Raw genomic sequence first — 16,654 nt, 5'->3', positions numbered from 1 at the left:
GCAGGCGCCCGCGACATGCCGGGCAGCACTTTCTTCCGGTTGTCGAGCGCGAAAGGGACAGGCCGCCGCGCGCTGCCAATATGTCGCGGCCGACTGGCTCGACGGCCAACCGCATCGGGCAGACAGCGTCGGGCAGGCGCATTCGGGAACGGAAGACAAAAGGGGAGGCCGCGCACGGCCTCCCCGGTTATGCGGCAGGCGGGGCTCCTGCCGGCATCGCGGGCTCGGGGACCGCGAAAGGCCCCGAGCCGGTTCGCATCACGCGGCGATGTCGTAGGCGAGGAACGGCTTGATGCGATCCGTATCGACCTCGACACCGAGGCCGGGCTCCGTCGGCACCTCGATCGCGCCGTTGCGGATGCGGTCCTCCGGCGGATTCTTCAGCACCTGGACGTACTCGTTGACCTCCGGGAAATAGGGGTAGGTTTCCAGAGGCATCGGCGCCGCGGTCGCCAGCCAGGCCTGCATGGAAACCGCCGTGCACAGGGACGAGGCGCAGTTGTGCGGCGAGACGCGGGCGTTGTAGGCCTCGGCCATCGCCGCGATCTGCACCAGCTCGAAGATGCCGCCGCAATTGCCGACATCCGGCATGACGATGTCGACGCCGCCGGTCTCCAAGAGGTTCCGGAACCCGGCACGGGTGTAGATCCGCTCGCCGGCCGCGATCGGTACGCTCCAGCGCCCCTTCAAGTCTTTGAGGCCGCCGAAATTGTACGGGTCGAGCGGCTCCTCGACCCAGGAAACGCCGAGCTCCTCGCAAACGGACATGAAGCGGATCAACTGGTCGTTGTTCATGCCGCCGCTGAGGTCGAGCAGGATCTCCGCATCGTCGCCGACGACGTCCTTCAGCGTCCGCACGCGCTGGATGGCGACGTCGAACGCCTCCATGGAGAGCGCCCGGCGCGTCACATGGCGCAGCGTGCCGCTCGGCTGGCGGTTGGCCAGCGGATAGGTCTTCAGGATCTTGTATCCCTCTTTCAAGGGACGCTCGGCCGCGCGCGCCCATTCCACGACGTCGTCATGGCGGTAGTTCCAGCCATTGGCGTAGACGGGGATGTTGTCGTGAAAGGCGCCGCCGAACAGCTCCCAGACGGGAACGCCGAGGGCCTTTGCCTTGATGTCCCAGAGCGCCTGGTCGATGGCGCTGAGGGCGGCAAAGACGATCGCCCCGCCGCCCTTGGTCCAGAACGAGTGGTCGTAGATCTCGTGGTAGACGTTGCGGGGGAACGACGGATCGGCGCCGATGACCTTGGGCGCGAAGTCGGCGAGCATGCCGGCAGCGGCCTTGGCGCCGATGCCATAGGCGACGGCCGCCTCGCCCCAGCCGCTGATGCCCTCGTCGGTGACCAGTTCGACCAGGACCGGATGAAGCTCACCCCTGGTGATGCAATAGACTTTCATGTTCACGACACGCACGTCGAATTTACCCTTCTGTTTTTCTGGATGTAGAAATAGCCGGCGATCGGGAGGAACAGCGCCAGGCCAACGACGTCGGAAGTGGTTCCGGGGACGGTGATCGTGAGGCCGATGAGGAAGACGATCGCGGACTGCCAGGTCTTCAGCGTCCCGAACAGGTAGCGCGACAGGCCCGCCGACATGATGATGACGCCGATGGCACACGTGCCGCCGTCCTGGATGAGGCTGCGCCAGGTGAAGCCGTCGGTCACCAGCAGCAGCGACGGCGCGTAGCAGAACACCATCGGCACGACGATCTTGCCGATGCCGAGCTTGAAGGCCTCGACGCCGGTCCGGAACGGCGGCGACTGTGCGATGGCAGCAGCCGCAAACGCCGTGGTGCACACCGGAGGCGTCAGCTCGGCGATGATGCCGTAGTAGAAAACGAACATGTGCGAGGCGATCGGCGGAACGCCGAGCTGGGACAGCGTCGGCTGGGCGACGGTCGCCAGCAGGATGTAGAGCGCTGTCGTCGGCAGTCCGGCACCCATCATGATGCAGACGATGGCGATCAGGACCAGCGACAGGAACATCTGGATGTCGGGGATCGCCAGCGGCAGCAGCACGTGCAGGGATTCGGCCAGTTGCGCCGCGCCGTTGGTGACCATGAAGCCGACCCGGAAGCCGACGCCGGTGGTGTTGATGACGCCCACCGTAATCCCGACGACGGCCGCGGCGACACCGACGACGACCGAATATTTCGCCCCGACGGCGAGCGCGTCGGCCAGCTGGCCGATCGGCTGCGGCTCGTCGCTGCGCCAGGCGGCGATGATCGAGGCCGCCACGAGGAACACGGTCACCGGCACCCCGAAGGAGCCATCGAGGCCCTTGGCAACGACGAAGGCGATGAACCCGGCATTGAGCAGAAGCGTGAGCGGCCGGCGCCAGGACGTGAACCCGAAGAGCGCGGCGACCGAGATGCCGACGAAGGCCGACATGTAGGGCGTGTAGCCGGAAAAGAGGATGATCAGGAGGGCGGCGAGCGGGAAGATGTGCCGCCAGCCCCGGCGCCAGACCCCGATGACGTCGGACAGCCGGCTCGTCGCATCAGGCGCAAGGCCGAGCCGCAGCGCCGTGAAATGCACCTGCGCATAGACACCCGTATAGTGCATCAAGGAAGGTACGATCGCCGCAATGACGATGGTCGTGTACGGCACTTCCAGGAACTCGGCCATGATGAAGGCGGCGGCCCCCATCAGCGGCGGCGTGATCTGGCCGCCGGCACTGGCGGCAGCTTCCACGGCCGCGGCGAACATGCCCGGATAGCCGAGACGCTTCATGTTCGGGATGGTCAGCGAGCCGGTCGAGACCGTGTTGGCGATTGCCGAGCCGGAGATCGAGCCGAACAGCGCCGAGGAAATCACGCTCACCTTGGCCGGGCCGCCGATCTGCCGGCCGGCAATGGCGTGCGCGGTATCGATGAAGAACTCGCCGAGGCCGGTGCGCTGGGCGATCACGCCGAAGATGACGAACTGGATGACGATCGTTGAGACGACCCAGACCGGAAGCCCGAAGATGCCCTCGGAGGGGAAATAGATGTTGTTGACGAACTGGCGCCAGTCGACGCCCGGATGCTTGAGGATGTCGACCGGAATACTGGGGCCGAACAGGGCATAGCCGATGGCACAGAACGAAATGATCGGCAGCGCCCAGCCGAGCGCCCGCCGCGACATCTCGATGGTGATGGCGATGAGGACGGTGCCGAAGAAGAGGTCGAAGGCGTTCGGATTGCCCTGCCTGAGCGTCTGCGGCGAGATCTGGTAGGAAAGCGCACCGAAGCCGATGGTGCCGCCGCGCCAGAACATCGGCAGATAGAGGAGCGCGGCAATCGCCAGCCCCATCAGGACGATGTCATAGACGGGAATATGGTTCGGCCCCTCGCCCGGCCGCGCCGGGCGGATCAGCGGATAGTAGGCAAACGCAAAGACCACGATGCCGGAAAGGTGCAGGGCGATGTGGAGCCGCTGGACCGGAACGCCGAAGCCTGCCCCGGCGATGTGATAGACCGCGAAGACCAGCGCCAGGACCCAGAGCACATTGCGCACGCGCGGGTTCGGACGCCGGATCTCTGCGAAGTCTTCTGCATCCACGGTTTGGACGGGTATGGAAGGATCGCTCTGGGCCATGTCTATACCCGCCAAGGTGACGCCGCGCCGGGGATTGCCGCTCCCGGCGCGGCGCGGACCTGTTGAGGGAGGGTTCCCTTGAACGCCCGGCTTACTTCGCCAGGAGTTCGTCATAGGCGCGCTTGGCACCCGGATGCAGCGGCACGCCGAGATTGTCGACGCCGTTGAGCGCCGTTTCCAGCCGCATGGTCGCGGCCTTCGGATGGCCGGCATCGAACAGCTTGCGGGAGTTCTCGTTCCACAGCGCCTTGGTGATGTTGTAGATCAGCTCTTCCGGCTCGTTGGCGTTGACGACCAGGATGGTGCTGACGCCGAAGGTCGTGACCGGATAGTCCTGACCCTCATAGGTGTTCGGCTTGATGGTCGTGCGCGCGTAGTACGGAAATTCCTTTTCGATCTGCGCCAGTTCCTCATCGGTGAAGCTCATCAGCTTCATGCCGGAGGTTGCGGCCAACTGGACGATCGCAGCGGTCGGCGCGCCGGCCATGGCGAAATAGGCGTCGATCTGGCCGTCGGCCAGCCGTTCGGCCGCCTGGGCGTTGTTGAGCTCGACCGGCGTGAAGTCGTCGCGGGTAATGCCGAAGGAATTGAGGATCTGCAGCGCGGTCATCTGGAGGCCCGATCCGGCCTCGCCGATGCTCACGCTCTTGCCGCGCAGGTCGTTGATGTCCGAAATGTCGGAATTGAGCGGCAGGACGATCTGCGCTTCTTCCGGAAAGAGATTGGCGACGACCCTGAGGTCCTTGGTCTCGTTGCCCTTGAAGTCGCCGACGCCGTTGTACTGGTCGTAGAGCGCCGAGGAGCCCGTCAGGCCGGCTTCCAGGCCGCCGGATTCGACCGCGGAGTTGTTGTGGACGGAGGCGTTGGTGGACTGGGCGATGGCGACCAGACCCGGCACGCCGCAGCTGCCGCCTTCCTCGCAGGGCCGCGAGCCCGGAGGATTGGAGATCGCGTTGGCGATCAGCGCGCCGAGCGGATAGTAGGTGCCGCCGGCCCCGCCGGTTCCAATGCGGAAGAAGGTCGTTTCCTGCGCGAGCGCAGAGGTTCCCATGGTCATCGCCGCCAGCATGGCCGCCCCGACAGCGCGGGCGAAGAAATGTTTCATTTGCGAAGTTCCTCACAGTGGATGGTTGCCGACCGGTTTCCCGGGCCGGAAGCTCGATTGACCAATCATTGGGACTGCTCAATATAAATGCAAAACGAAAGCGCTGATATCCGCATAAGCGATTCTTATGGGGTAGGCTGATTTGCAGCCGCGCGGGCGGAAGGGCCACGCGCGCGAACGGCCGGCAAGGGCGTTCCGCCCGGATCAGCGCTCGCCGGGCGCCATCTGGCTGTGCTCCAGCATCGCCGCCCTCAGCACCGCATGGCAATGGTCGATGCGCTCCGAGCGCGGACGGAAGCGCGGCCGCAGCAGGTGATAGACCGAAGGCTGGTCGACGTCCAGCCGCCGCCAGTCGACCTCCGGATTGCCGGCGTTGAGGGCTGAGACGGTGGTGCAGGTGATGTAGTCGACGAGCGCGACGCTGCCGGAGTGGAGCGCGTAACAGGCCATCGGATAGAAATTCTGGAACTCCATCTGCGGGCGGCCGTAGAGCTCGCTCAGCCGCGGGCCGAGCTTGTGCTCGTAATAGATGGCGCAGATCCGGTGCGGTCTGAGGTCCTCGGGGCCGACGGTGTCGCGCGAGGTCTCGATCAGCCCCCTGGGAAAGAGCGCATACATCGGCACTTCGAAGCGCTCAGATTCATACAGCGGCGAGTCCGGCGGGGTCGAGCCGAGGCCCTCGTCCATGATGGCGATGTCATGCTGCTGGGCTTCCATCGCCGACAGGATGCGCGAGGCCGATCCGTTCATCACCCGTATCGACTGCCCTTCTGCTGCGAGCGGGGCGATGCGCGAGGGGACGAGATAGGTCCCCACATTGTTGGCGGCGATGATCGACATCTGCGGCATGACGCCGGGTGCCAGTTGCACCAGGCTGCGCTCGATGTCGTGCAGTTGCTCCATCACCGGCCGCAGCCGCTCGAACATGACCTTTGCCTCGACCCGCGGCTTCAGGCCCGTTGCCGTGCGCTCGAACAGGGAAAACCCCAGCTGCCCTTCCAGCGTCTTGATCGTCATGCTGACCGCCGGCTGGGTCCGCCCCATATTGCGCGCCGCCTCGGTAATGCTGCCCGTCAGCATCACCTGATAGAACGCCTCGAACTCATGGTTTTTCATCCGCGCTCCCCGCGACCGCCCCGCAAAACCCGCTTCGAACTTTGTTACACCCGATCCGGTCGGATACGACAAGAAACGGAGCCTGGCGTCTCATCAAATCTCTGCCGGGGCCACCACGGCCCTTGAGAGGAAAGAGCGACCGAACGGTGGCGCTTACAGAAGGGGATCAAGAACGTTCGCCATCTGCATGTCCACGAACGGAAAGGCCTCGTCGCAATGCTGCCGATCGCCAAACGCTCGATTTGAGCAAGACCCAGGCAGACAACGACCAGACACAGATGGGCCGACAGCGCTGCCGCCCGAGCATGATGCCGTCGGCGACCTTGCAGCGGGTAAATCGAAGCGCTCTCAAGAAATACAGAAAATACGTAAATTATGGAAAAGCTGGAATTTCTGCTTTTCGCCGCATATATTGGAAGGATGACGGAAACAGGACCGATCCATATGCCCTCCGTGTCTTCCACCGAATTGATCCGCAAATTCGGCCGCTATCGTGACATCGCCCGACGGGAACCGGTCACGATCGTCAATCATGGCCGCGAGAGCCTCGTTCTCCTTTCGAGCGAGGAATACCAGCGCCTGAAACGCCGCGACCGCGAGGTCCTCCGCCTTCAGGACATGGACGAAGGGTTTTTGGAAGCATTGGAAAAGGCCGAGGTCCCGGCGGAGCACGCCCACCTCGACGACATGCTGGACGACTGGAAGCCGTGAGCCTTCCGCGTCCGGAGCCGGGCCTCGTCATCCGCTATTCCTATCTCTGGTGGCAGGAACAACGGGCCGGACGCGAGGAAGGCACCAAGGACCGACCCTGCGCGGTCGTCCTGACCAGCGAACAGCGCGACGAGGATATTCTCGTCGTTGTCATCCCGATCACGCATGCCGAACCGAGGGACAAGACCGGTGCGACCGAGCTTCCCCCACGGGTGAAAGCCCATCTCGGCCTCGACGACGAGCGCTCCTGGATCGTCTTCAGCGAGGCCAACCGGTTCATTTGGCCGGGGCCCGACCTGCGCCCCCTGCCCGGCAGCGCGCCACCGGAATTCGCCTACGGCTTCCTGCCGCCGAAACTCTTCGCCGTTCTCAAGCAGCGCATGATCGCGAAAATTCGGGCGCGGCACTTCAAGGCCGCCAACCGCACGGAATAATCGGCACGCCCGCAGCAGGCGCGACGCACGGGAGCCCTACGCGTGAAGCCCCAGTGCCGCGCGGTCGGCGACCACGGTGAAAGCCGGGTGCGCGCCGAGGATCGCTGCCGGAATTGCGTCCGACGGCGCGGCATTCAGGACGCGCTCCAGGATGGCGGCCTTGCCGCCGCCGGCAACGAGGAGCACGAGCGCGCGGGCCTCTGCGAGCGTGCCGAGGCCGAGCGTCAGTCCCTTTCTCGGCACCTTTGCCTCGCTCCCCCAATAGGCGGCGTTGGACCGGATGGTCGCGGGCGTGAGCGTGACCAGCCGCGTGCGGCTGTCGGCATCGCTGCCCGGCTCGTTCATGGCGATGTGGCCGTTCGGCCCGAGACCGAGGACGGCGAGGTCGATGCCGCCCTGCCGGGCGATGCGTTGCTCGACGAAACGGGCTTCGCACTCCGGATCCGCTTCCGGGTCGAATGCGATCACCGCCCCCGGCCGCACGCCGAGCGGATCGAACAGCTCCTTGCGAATCCAGTGATAGAGCCGTCGCTCATCGTTCCGCCCGATGCCGGCATATTCGTCCAGCATCGCGAACCGCGCCCTGGAGAAATCCACATCGCCGTTATGCGCGGCCGCCACCAGGTCGCGGAACATCCCGACGGGCGTGTTTCCGGTCGGCAGCACCAGCAGCGAGTCCGGCCGTTTCCGCACCTGCTCGACGACGATCCCGGCGGCCGCCCGGCTGAGTTCTGCGTAGTCGGCCGCGTCGATGAGTTTCATGCCGGCACCTCCTCACGCAACAAGGCCGCCGCGCCGATCGCCCCGGCCAACGGCCCGAGGTCGCCGAAGGCGATCCGGACGCCGCCTCGAAAGCTTGCCGGACAGGCCGCGTCAAACCCTTCCTCGACCGCCCGCCGGAAGGGCTCGCCGAGCCCGACGACGGCGCCGAACAGCACCACCATTTCCAGATCGAGCAGCAGATGGACGTTGGCGATCGCCCGGCCGACCTGTTCGAAAACCGCGTCCATGCCGGTCTCCGCGTCGCCGCGTTGCCACCGCTCGAAACGGTCCGAGAACGCAGCACCGCCTTGTGCCGCAAGCCGTCCGGGCGCCGCGACATCCTCCAGCGTCCGCCACGCGCCGGTCGCCGGCGGCGGCGTCATCCGCCACAGTCCGAGCTCGCCGCACGCAAGGTGCCTGCCGCGATAGATACGCCCATCGAGAAGCAGTCCGGCGCCGATGCCGGTGCCAAAGGTGACGATCATGGCGTTGCGCCGCCCGCGCGCCGCGCCCGTCCAGGCCTCGCCGCGCATGGCCGCGCGGCCGTCGTGATCGGCACGGCAGGGCACGCCGAGAAGGTCGGCAAAGGCGTCGGCCAACGGCAGGTCGACCAGATTGGCAAGATTGGTGCTGTCGGCGCGCATCGTGCCGTCCGTCTGCACCGTTCCGCCGAATGCCAGGCCGACACCGACCGGCGTCTGGCCGGCCGAAAGCGTGTCGACCGCCGTTGCGACGACATCGAACAATTTGTCGCGCGGTATCCGCCCGCCGGCAGGGATGGTGAGATGATCCTCGACCACGCCGCTCGGAGCGACCCGCACGCCCTTCAGATTGGTGCCACCGACATCGAGCCCGATGAGCACCGGGGATCGACTCATTTGCGGAACGCCCTCAGGCGGTCGATGCGCCGGCGCCCGTCGGCCGTGTCGCGCATGTTGAGGAAGTCGGTGAAGGTGAAGACGCACACCCCGTCCGCATCGCTCGCCTCGACGGCATCGACCATGTGGATGAATTCCTCGGTGCTGATCGTCTCGGATCGGCCGCGGCCGGCATGCATGCCCTCGAGATAAAGGGCGCTGCCCTGGATCGTGCAGACCGTCGTCCTGCCGCCGCTGCGCCGTTTGACGTCCGCGCCGATCCGGCCGGGCCATTCCGCATCGCGCCCGAGGATCTGGTGATAGGTCATCACCTCGAACACCTCCGCCACGCCGGCAAGGCCGGGAACGCTCTGTCCGAACACCTCCTCGACCGCATTGTCGAAGTCGTCGGTGAAGAACGGCAGGGTATTGATGGCGATCTCGACATCCGGCTTGATCGCGGCGGCCGCCGCCTTGATGCGCGTGACCGCACCGGTCGTCACGCCGCACTTCCAGTCGCGCCATGCTGCCGGGTAGCGCTCGGCGATGACCTTTGACGCCGCGCGCGGATCGTTAAGGGGAATGTCGGCTCCCGTATCGCTGCAAAACCGCGACAGCGTCCCGGGACCATAACAGAAATCCGGCATGTCTTCGCGCCGCACGTCCGGCAGCCAGATCTCCCACAGGCCCGGCCAGCGGATGAAGCCGAGATGGACGCCGTCGGGCATGAGCGCGCGCACCGCCGGTTCGATCATGCCGATCTTGTGGTCGATATTGGCCGTCCGGTCCGGCGGCAGGCCCATGTACCAGTCGACCTTTTCCTCCCGGCGGCCCGTCTGATCGATCGGGACGAGGTCGGGATGGGCGCCGATGAAGGCGGGGTCGAAGCCGATATTGATCGACGCGAAATAGAAGATGCCGCGCGCCGCAAGCGCATCGCGGAAGGCCCGGTCGTCGAGTGTGGCCAGGCGTGCCGCGTCGGCCGCGGTGGCTGCGCTTTCGATCGCCGTGTCCTGCATCGGCAGGATCCTGCTCTGGGCCATGACATAGGTCACGCCCATCACGGCAAGGATGTCAGCGGCCTCCTCCGGCTCCAGGCGGAAACGCGTGTACCAGACGTTGTCGTAGATCTTCATTCCGACATGGGGCGTGAGCATTGGACGGCCAGCAGTGATTCTGTGAATGGAAATCGGGGCCGGCCGGAAGGCTTCCGGCCGGCCGGTTCGGTCGCGTTACCATTCGCCCTTGAAGTTGGCGACGTTGTCCGCGGTGATCTTGGGCATCGGGATGATGTTCCGCTTTTCAGGCAGGCTCTCGCCCTTGGCGAGCTTGATGGCGAAGTCGAGCGCCTGCTTGCCGTCGGTGGTCGGCGACTGGTCCATGGTGCCGTACATCAGGCCTTCGCGGATCGCCTTCAGGCCGTCGATGGTGCCGCCGGTACCGACGACCTTGATGTCGCCACGCCCGGCCGCCGCGAACACTTCGGCCGCCGCCGCGCCGGAATTGTCATCCTGCGCGAAAACGCCGTCCAGATCGTCGCCATAGGCGGTCAGGAAGGCCTGTGCGACTTCCTTGGCCTTGACCGGGTTCCAGTCGGCAGTCTGCGAGCCAATGATCTTGATGCCGGAGTTGAGCTCGGCGAGCCGGTCCTTCAGGCCGTCGGTGCGCAGGATGGTGGTGCTCTGCCCGGGCGAGCCTTCGATGATCGCGATGTTGCCCTTGCTGCCGAGCACGTCGTCAAGAAGCTCGGCGGCAATCCGGCCCTGCACGTAGTCGTCCGGTCCGGAGTAACCGGCGAGCAGGGCCTGACCCGCCTCGGCCGGCTCGTTGGACACGGCAAGGATCGGAATGCCGGCATCGTGCGCCTTGCGCAGCGCCGGAATGACGGCGTTGCCGTCGAGCGAGGTCACCAGCAGAACGTCGACCCCGCGGTTGACCAGCGACGCGATGTCGGTGCTCTGCTTGGCGATGTCGCCCTCGGCGCCGAGGGTGATCACTTCGACGCCGTCCATGGCCTTGGCCTCGGCCTCAATCACCGCGGTCACCGCCGCGATATAGGGCCAGCCGAGATTGGGCTGCGAATGGCCGATCACGATGCCGTCCGCCGAGGCGGCCGGAATGGTCGTGGACAGTGCCGCAACGACGGCAGCGCCTGCGAGTAGTGACTTGAAGCCGGGCATTACTGGTGTCTCCTCTTTCTTGCTCAGTGGCCGGATCGCCGGCCGCGGCGGCCGTTTTCTCAACTTGACCGCATGCGCAGAAACGCGCCGTCCGCAACCACCAGGGCGAACAGCATTCCGCCGATCACCATGCTCTGGTAGTAGGACGCCACGCCCAGAAGGTTCATGGCGTTGACGAGACCGCCGACGAACAGGAGGCCGACCATCGCGCCGCCGACCGAGCCCTCGCCGCCGCGCAGGCTCGCGCCGCCGATCAGGGCCGCGGCGGCGGCCGACAGCGGCGTCGATTCCCCGATGATCGGAGACCCGGTGCCGAGGCGCGCGGCAAGCAGCAGGCCGGCGAAGCCGGCAAGGGCGCCCGAGATCAGGTAGCATTGCAGCTTGAGGCGGCCGACGCGCAGGCCCGACATCGCGGCCGCGGTCTCGTCGGCGCCGACGGCGTAGACATGCCGGCCCCAGGGACGGCTGTTGAGCCAGACATGGGCGGTGATCGCCACGGCGACCATGATCAGGAAGGCATAGGGAACCGGCCAGCCTTCGCCGAGCGCGAGGAACATGTCGTCGAGGCTGACCACCGGACGGGTATCGGTGTAGGCAAGGACGGCGCCGCGCACCATGACCATCACGGCAAGGGTCGAGATGAACGGGTTGATGCGCAGCCGCGTCACCAGCGTCCCGCTGAGCGTGCCCGCCAGCGCACCGAAGGTGCCGGCCGCGACGACGGAGACCCCAAGGCCGTAGGGCAGCAGCACGACGGCAACGACGCCGCCCATCGCCATCACCGCGCCGACCGACATGTCGAAGCCGCCGGCGATCATGACGATGGTCATGCCGATGACGACGATGCCGTCGACCGACACCGCTTCCGCCAGGATCCGCATGTTGCCCATCGACCAGAAGCCGGGGATGAACGAGGCAAGGATCAGCAGCGGCACGAGCGGCGGCTTGATGAAGAAGCGGGAGAACAGGTCCTGGGCGCGCGGGCTCATGCGTCACCCCGCCAGTTGTAATAGGCGACCGCCCCGGTCAGCACGAGCCCCTGAACGAGAAGCTGGATCGGATACTGGTAGTCGAGGATCGTCATCACATTGGTGATGATGGCGATGACGAGGATCGCCGCGACGGTGTCGATCGGACGGCCGACGCCGCCGGTGAGGCGCGTGCCGCCCAGAACCACCGCCGTCAGCGCGGGAAACTCGTAGCCGCCCACTCCGGTCGGGTCGAGATGGCCGACCAGAGCCGCGATGATGACGCCGGACGTCGCCGCAAGCGCGCCGGAAATCGCGAAGGTGGCGATGCCCGTGCGCACGACGTTGACGCCCGACCGTCGGGAGGCATCCGCATCCCCGCCGATGGCATAGACGTGGCGGCCGAATACCGTGGAACTCATCACGACCACCAGGACGATGACGAGCGCGGCGAAGATGAACACCGGAAAGGGAATGCCGAGGGGCCGCGCCTGGGCAAGGGCGGTGAAGGTGTCGCCGATCGCCGTTGCCCGCACATGCCGGCCGGAGACCGTCGCCAGCACCGCGCCGATGAGGAAGAACTGCATGCCGATCGTGGTGACGATGGAATTGGCCCCCGCGCGGTAGACGGCGAGGCCGTTGACGACGCCGACCGTGGCACCGGCGAGGATCGGCAGGACGACGGCAAGCGTGATGCCGAGCGTGCCGTCCGGGCCGATGAGCAGGGCCATGACCGCCGCCATCATGACGATCGCGCCCGTCGAAAGGTCGAGTTGGCCGCCGATCAGCACGACCGTCATGCCGAGGGCGACGATGCCGGTGATCACGCCCTGCTGGAGCACCGAGGCGATGTTGTAGGAGGTCAGGAAACGATCGGACACCAGCGCCGCGGCAACGATGACGGCGACGAGCACGAGCCAGATCGGAGAGAGGCGGGGCACTCCGGCACGAGCGAGCGAGACCGACCGGATGCTGGTCATGGCGCCGGTCCGTCCGCAGGCTCGAGCCGGCGGCCGCGGATGATCATGTCGACCACGCGGTCCTCGTCGGTCTCCGCAGCGTTCACGGTGCCGACGACCTCGCCGGCCTTCAGCACGACGATCCTGTCCGCCAGGTCGATGACGCTGCGCACGTCGTGACTGACGAGGAGAATGCCGATGCCCTGCTCCCGCAGGCGCCGGATGAGCGTGCTGACCTGCGCTGTTTCGTGCGGGCCGAGGGCCGCCGTCGGCTCGTCCATGATGAGGACGCGCACGTCGAAATGGATGGCGCGCGCGATGGCGACCGCCTGGCGCTGGCCGCCGGACATCTGCCGCACCGGCCGCTCGATGTCGGTGAAGGCCGGATTGAGGTCGGCGAGCGCCTTGCCGGCAGCTTCGGCCATGCCGCGCTTGTCGAGGAAGCCGAACCGCGTGCGCAATTCGCGGCCGAGAAAGAAATTGGACGGCGCGTCGAGATTGTCGGCGAGCGCCAGCGTCTGATAGATCGTCTCGATGCCCTGGTGGCGGGCGTCGTTCGGCGAATGGAAGCTGACCGGCTTGCCCATGACCCGGATCTCGCCCGAACTCGGCGGAAAGACGCCCGACAGGATCTGGACGAGGACCGACTTGCCGGCGCCGTTATGGCCGACGAGCGCCACGACCTCGCCCGACGAAATGTCGAGATCGACGCCTTTCAGCGCATGAACGCCGCCAAAATTCTTGGTGATCCCCGTCAGCCGGACGACCGTCTGCGCGCTCATATGCGCCTCCCATTCTGCCGAGCTTAGGCCGCGCCCGGGGTCGAGTCAATAAATCAAGTTCATTGCTTTACTCTAATCCCCTATGCTCCCGCACATGTCAGAACATACGATTCCCGAGCACGGCAAAGCGTCGACAAATCCGGCCACGCAGATCCGCCGGCAGAACCGCCGAATGCTGCTCCACGCCTTGCGGGTGCGGGGCTCGCTGTCCCGGGCCGAGCTCGCCCGGGCGACCGGCCTGACGCCCCAGGCCGTCGCCAATATCATCAGCGACCTGATTGCCGGCGGACTTGTCCGCGAGACGGGACGGCGCAAGGCCCCGCGCGGCCAGCCGCCGATCGCCATCGAAATTGCCGGGGACGGCGGCTATGCCATCGGCATCCGCATCGACGACAAGCATTACCATGCGGTGGTGGCGGACCTTTCCGGCTCCCTGATCGAAATGATCGACGGGCCGGTCACGGTGACGGCCGGGTCGGACTGGCTCGATTTCGTTGCAAAGCTCCATGCCGGATTCACCGCCCGGTTCGGCGTCGACCGCTGCCTCGGTCTCGGCCTGGTCACGCCCGGGCCGTTCGATGTGACCTGGCCGGGCGTGCCGTCGCCGGGTGCCGTGCCTGCGCTGCAGAGCCGGGCGGTGGCGGGGGCGCTCTCCGCCCTCACCGGCGTCGACATCTTCATTGAGAACGATGCCACCGCCTCCGCGCTCGGGGAGAAGCTCTACGGCGAGGCCAGCGACATCGACGATTTCTTCTACATCTTCATCAGCGAAGGCGTCGGCGGCGGCATCGTCATCGGCGGCGAGCCCTATCGCGGGCTTCGCGGCAATGCCGGCGAATTTGGCCACTTCATCGTCGATCCGGCGGGACCGCCCTGCTATTGCGGCAATCGCGGCTGTCTCGGCGAGTACCTGTCGCTGCGGGCGATGCGGGCGTTTCTGGCGGAGGCCGAGGCCGCCGGCGAGGAGACCGGAGCCGCGACGAAGCGCTGGATGGAGCGGGCCGCCGGGGCGCTGTCGATTGCGCTGGCCAGCGTTGAGAACCTGCTCGATCCGGAAATGGTGATCATCGGCGGCGCCGTGCCGCCTGCGTTCCTCAAGGACCTGGTCGGCGAACTCGGGGACCTCAGACCCTCGGTCTGCGAGGCCCAGGGCCGCGAACGGCTCCGCCTGAGCGCCCTCGGCGAGCGCAGCGCGGCCCTCGGCGCCTCGGCGCTGCCGATCCTGGCGGCAACGACGGCCGCCAACGGGCTGGAAGACGGCCCGGCCGGCCACTGACCGGTCGCGGTCGTCGCCTACCCGGCCTACAACAGAACGCTCGTGATTGCCGGAACGAAGCTGACCAGCGCCAGGATCACGATGGCGGCGAGGTAGAACGGCAGCAGTTCCATGACGGCCTTGCCCATGCTGACGCGTTCGATGGAGATCGACACGAACAGGGTCGTTCCCACGGGCGGCGTGTAGAGCCCGATCGCCAGGTTGACGACCATCATGACGCCGAGCTGGATGGGGTCGAGCCCGATCTCGCCGGCGACACCGATGAAGATCGGCGCAAGGAGCAGGACGGCGGCCGGCAGGTCGAGGAACGTCCCGATCACGATCAGCAGAACGTTCATGGCGATGATGATCAGCCATTTCGACTGCAGCGCACTCAATATCCACGCCGACAGGTTCTCCGGCACGCTTTCGGCGGACAGGATCCATTGCAGGACGCCGGATCCCATGATCACCAGCATGATCACGCCCGTCATCATGCCCGAGGTCAGAATGCAGCGCAGGATGATGGCGACGGTCAGGTCGCGATAGATGAAGATGCCGACGAACAGGGCATAGGCGACCGCAAAGACGCTGATTTCGGTCGGCGTGACGACGCCGCCGCGGGCCAGGACGATGATCAGGACGGGCATCAGCATCGCCGGGAAGGCCTTGAAGATGTCCTGTCGGAATGTCTTGAAGCCGCCGGGCAGCGGCGAGCGCGGCAGATCCTTGCGCGAGTTGATGACGAAACAGATCAGGAAGATCGACACCGCGAGCAGGATGCCCGGCAGGATGCCCGCGATGAAGAGTTTCGGGATCGAGACTTCCGCAACGAGGCCGTAGAGGATCAGCGGGATGGAGGGCGGGATCAGGACCGAGATCGTCGACGACGCCGCGTTGACCGCCGCCGGATAGCCGGGCGGATAGCCTTCCTTCTTCTGGACCGGGATGATGGCGTTGCCCAATGCCGAGGCATCGGCGACGGCGGACCCGGAAACGCCGCCGAAAAGCAGGGATCCCAACACGCTGACCTGCGCCAGGCCGCCCTTGAGGTGGCCGACGACGAGCTTGGAAAACTTGATCAGGTAGTCGCCGAAGCGGCCCGACATCATCAGGTCACCGGCGAGGATGAAAAAGGGAATGGCGATCATCGGGAAGCTCTGCGTCGGATCGTAGAGCGAGATGATCGTCTGCCCGAGCATGTAGCTCTTGCCGATCGTCACCATGCCGGCCGAAGCGGCAATGAACAGGGCGTGAGCCACCGGGACCGACAGGAAGAGAAGGACCAGAAAATACAATCCGGCATAGATCGACATCGCATGCTCCCTAGTCGCCGGCGAACTGGCTTCATGCTGTCTCGATCGCAAGGCCCGTGGCGAGCCGCGGGCGCGACAGTCAGGAAACCGTGCTGGTCTTTATTTTTTCACTGTAGGCCGGGTCGGTGACGAGCCGGTAGATATTGGTCAGGCAGGTCAAGGCCAGGAACACGTAGCCGACGATGAGCGCCAGATAGCTCCAGGACTGCTTGATGCCGATCAACGTGTACATGCTGTCGTCGCTGAGAACGACGTCGACGGCAAAGTCGAAGACGACGGCACAGGCGCCCAGAATGATGAGCTGCACGACGATCTGCAGCCGCCGGAGGTTGCCCCGCCCGAGCAGGTTCGTCAGGACCGATACGCCGATATGCCGATTGTGCTGCGCCGCGATGACCGCGCCGCCGAGGATGAACCACGGGAACACCAGCCTGACGGCCTGCTCCGACCATACGATGCTCGCATCCGTCGTGTAGCGAAGGAAGGCGTTGGCAAAGGTCGGCAGGAACATGACCAGGAACGTGGTCCAGAGGATGATCGCGCACACCCACCGGATCGAGGTATCGATCCACATGACCGCAGGGCCAAGGGGCCCTGCGGCGTCCGGTGCTCGAAGAATCTCTCTCAT

General features: G+C 65.9%; 16 protein-coding genes. 3 read left to right on the top strand and 13 right to left on the bottom strand.

The features are described 5' to 3' along the window. Positions 1–258: 258 nt before the first annotated feature. From M2319_RS16600 to M2319_RS16585, 4 genes are all read right to left on the bottom strand, one after another. A complete protein-coding gene (locus M2319_RS16600) occupies positions 259–1,416 on the bottom strand; it encodes a mandelate racemase/muconate lactonizing enzyme family protein (protein ID WP_264602581.1) in 1,158 nt (385 codons plus the stop codon). Further along, positions 1,404–3,545 carry a TRAP transporter permease gene (locus M2319_RS16595; RefSeq protein ID WP_264602580.1) on the bottom strand — a complete coding sequence of 714 codons (2,142 nt, stop codon included), beginning with the start codon at positions 3,543–3,545 and terminating at the stop codon, positions 1,404–1,406. The genes M2319_RS16600 and M2319_RS16595 overlap by 13 nt, the downstream gene beginning before the upstream one ends. Before the next feature lie 127 nt (positions 3,546–3,672). Beyond that, a complete protein-coding gene (locus M2319_RS16590; RefSeq protein WP_264602579.1) occupies positions 3,673–4,686 on the bottom strand; it encodes a TAXI family TRAP transporter solute-binding subunit in 1,014 nt (337 codons plus the stop codon). Positions 4,687–4,890: 204 nt separating this feature from the next. Then, entirely contained in the window at positions 4,891–5,802 is a 912-nt protein-coding gene (locus tag M2319_RS16585) for a LysR family transcriptional regulator (protein WP_264602578.1), read from the bottom strand. Positions 5,803–6,177: 375 nt separating this feature from the next. On the opposite strand from M2319_RS16585, the gene M2319_RS16580 reads away from it, so the two are divergent. Then, positions 6,178–6,513, top strand: a complete 336-nt coding sequence (locus tag M2319_RS16580) for a type II toxin-antitoxin system Phd/YefM family antitoxin (protein WP_264602577.1) — start codon at positions 6,178–6,180, stop codon at positions 6,511–6,513. Continuing rightward, positions 6,510–6,947, top strand: coding sequence for a hypothetical protein (locus M2319_RS16575; RefSeq protein WP_264602576.1), 438 nt, complete (start codon positions 6,510–6,512; stop codon positions 6,945–6,947). Before M2319_RS16580 ends, M2319_RS16575 begins: the two co-directional genes overlap by 4 nt. A 36-nt stretch (positions 6,948–6,983) precedes the next feature. Here M2319_RS16575 and M2319_RS16570 read toward each other — a convergent pair whose 3' ends face one another. The 7 genes from M2319_RS16570 to M2319_RS16540 all read right to left on the bottom strand — a co-directional run bounded on the left by M2319_RS16570 (position 6,984) and on the right by M2319_RS16540 (position 13,455). Next, the gene (locus tag M2319_RS16570; RefSeq protein ID WP_264602575.1) at positions 6,984–7,709 is read right to left on the bottom strand and encodes a 6-phosphogluconolactonase; all 726 of its coding nucleotides are present in this window, start codon (positions 7,707–7,709) and stop codon (positions 6,984–6,986) included. Further along, complete coding sequence (locus M2319_RS16565) at positions 7,706–8,587, bottom strand: ROK family protein (protein ID WP_264602574.1); 882 nt, start codon at positions 8,585–8,587, stop codon at positions 7,706–7,708. The genes M2319_RS16570 and M2319_RS16565 overlap by 4 nt, the downstream gene beginning before the upstream one ends. Beyond that, positions 8,584–9,702 carry a hypothetical protein gene (locus M2319_RS16560; RefSeq protein ID WP_264602573.1) on the bottom strand — a complete coding sequence of 373 codons (1,119 nt, stop codon included), beginning with the start codon at positions 9,700–9,702 and terminating at the stop codon, positions 8,584–8,586. Before M2319_RS16560 ends, M2319_RS16565 begins: the two co-directional genes overlap by 4 nt. A gap of 96 nt (positions 9,703–9,798) precedes the next feature. Beyond that, entirely contained in the window at positions 9,799–10,746 is a 948-nt protein-coding gene (locus tag M2319_RS16555) for a sugar ABC transporter substrate-binding protein (protein ID WP_264602572.1), read from the bottom strand. Between the two features lie 59 nt (positions 10,747–10,805). Beyond that, complete coding sequence (locus tag M2319_RS16550; RefSeq protein WP_264602571.1) at positions 10,806–11,735, bottom strand: ABC transporter permease; 930 nt, start codon at positions 11,733–11,735, stop codon at positions 10,806–10,808. After that, positions 11,732–12,694: an ABC transporter permease gene (locus M2319_RS16545; protein WP_264602570.1), complete on the bottom strand. Its 963-nt coding sequence runs from the start codon at positions 12,692–12,694 to the stop codon at positions 11,732–11,734. Before M2319_RS16545 ends, M2319_RS16550 begins: the two co-directional genes overlap by 4 nt. Further along, positions 12,691–13,455 (bottom strand): ATP-binding cassette domain-containing protein, encoded by a 765-nt coding sequence (locus M2319_RS16540; RefSeq protein WP_264602569.1) that lies wholly within the window; start codon positions 13,453–13,455, stop codon positions 12,691–12,693. The genes M2319_RS16545 and M2319_RS16540 overlap by 4 nt, the downstream gene beginning before the upstream one ends. Positions 13,456–13,537: 82 nt before the next feature. Here M2319_RS16540 and M2319_RS16535 point away from each other — a divergent pair, with 82 nt between their 5' ends. Further along, positions 13,538–14,731: an ROK family transcriptional regulator gene (locus tag M2319_RS16535; protein WP_319801791.1), complete on the top strand. Its 1,194-nt coding sequence runs from the start codon at positions 13,538–13,540 to the stop codon at positions 14,729–14,731. A gap of 26 nt (positions 14,732–14,757) precedes the next feature. On the opposite strand, the gene M2319_RS16530 is transcribed toward M2319_RS16535, so the two are convergent. Beyond that, complete coding sequence (locus M2319_RS16530; RefSeq protein ID WP_264602567.1) at positions 14,758–16,026, bottom strand: TRAP transporter large permease; 1,269 nt, start codon at positions 16,024–16,026, stop codon at positions 14,758–14,760. A gap of 79 nt (positions 16,027–16,105) precedes the next feature. Beyond that, on the bottom strand, positions 16,106–16,600 hold the full coding sequence (locus M2319_RS16525) for a TRAP transporter small permease (RefSeq protein ID WP_264602566.1): 495 nt from the start codon (positions 16,598–16,600) through the stop codon (positions 16,106–16,108). Between the last annotated feature and the right edge of the window lie 54 nt (positions 16,601–16,654).

The organism is Rhodobium gokarnense (genome assembly GCF_025961475.1).
Taxonomy (GTDB): domain Bacteria; phylum Pseudomonadota; class Alphaproteobacteria; order Rhizobiales; family Rhodobiaceae; genus Rhodobium; species Rhodobium gokarnense.
This window is presented reverse-complemented; position numbering and strand designations above follow the sequence as displayed.

Bases quoted from the DNA above. Each gene is read 5' to 3' on its own strand.
- M2319_RS16590 (WP_264602579.1), bottom strand. From the start codon at position 4,686: ATGAAACATTTCTTCGCCCGCGCTGTCGGGGCGGCCATGCTGGCGGCG.
- M2319_RS16585 (WP_264602578.1), bottom strand. From the start codon at position 5,802: ATGAAAAACCATGAGTTCGAGGCGTTCTATCAGGTGATGCTGACGGGC.
- M2319_RS16580 (WP_264602577.1), top strand. From the start codon at position 6,178: ATGGAAAAGCTGGAATTTCTGCTTTTCGCCGCATATATTGGAAGGATG.
- M2319_RS16570 (WP_264602575.1), bottom strand. From the start codon at position 7,709: ATGAAACTCATCGACGCGGCCGACTACGCAGAACTCAGCCGGGCGGCC.
- M2319_RS16565 (WP_264602574.1), bottom strand. From the start codon at position 8,587: ATGAGTCGATCCCCGGTGCTCATCGGGCTCGATGTCGGTGGCACCAAT.
- M2319_RS16560 (WP_264602573.1), bottom strand. From the start codon at position 9,702: ATGAAGATCTACGACAACGTCTGGTACACGCGTTTCCGCCTGGAGCCG.
- M2319_RS16555 (WP_264602572.1), bottom strand. From the start codon at position 10,746: ATGCCCGGCTTCAAGTCACTACTCGCAGGCGCTGCCGTCGTTGCGGCA.
- M2319_RS16550 (WP_264602571.1), bottom strand. From the start codon at position 11,735: ATGAGCCCGCGCGCCCAGGACCTGTTCTCCCGCTTCTTCATCAAGCCG.
- M2319_RS16545 (WP_264602570.1), bottom strand. From the start codon at position 12,694: ATGACCAGCATCCGGTCGGTCTCGCTCGCTCGTGCCGGAGTGCCCCGC.
- M2319_RS16540 (WP_264602569.1), bottom strand. From the start codon at position 13,455: ATGAGCGCGCAGACGGTCGTCCGGCTGACGGGGATCACCAAGAATTTT.
- M2319_RS16535 (WP_319801791.1), top strand. From the start codon at position 13,538: ATGCTCCCGCACATGTCAGAACATACGATTCCCGAGCACGGCAAAGCG.
- M2319_RS16530 (WP_264602567.1), bottom strand. From the start codon at position 16,026: ATGTCGATCTATGCCGGATTGTATTTTCTGGTCCTTCTCTTCCTGTCG.
- M2319_RS16525 (WP_264602566.1), bottom strand. From the start codon at position 16,600: ATGTGGATCGATACCTCGATCCGGTGGGTGTGCGCGATCATCCTCTGG.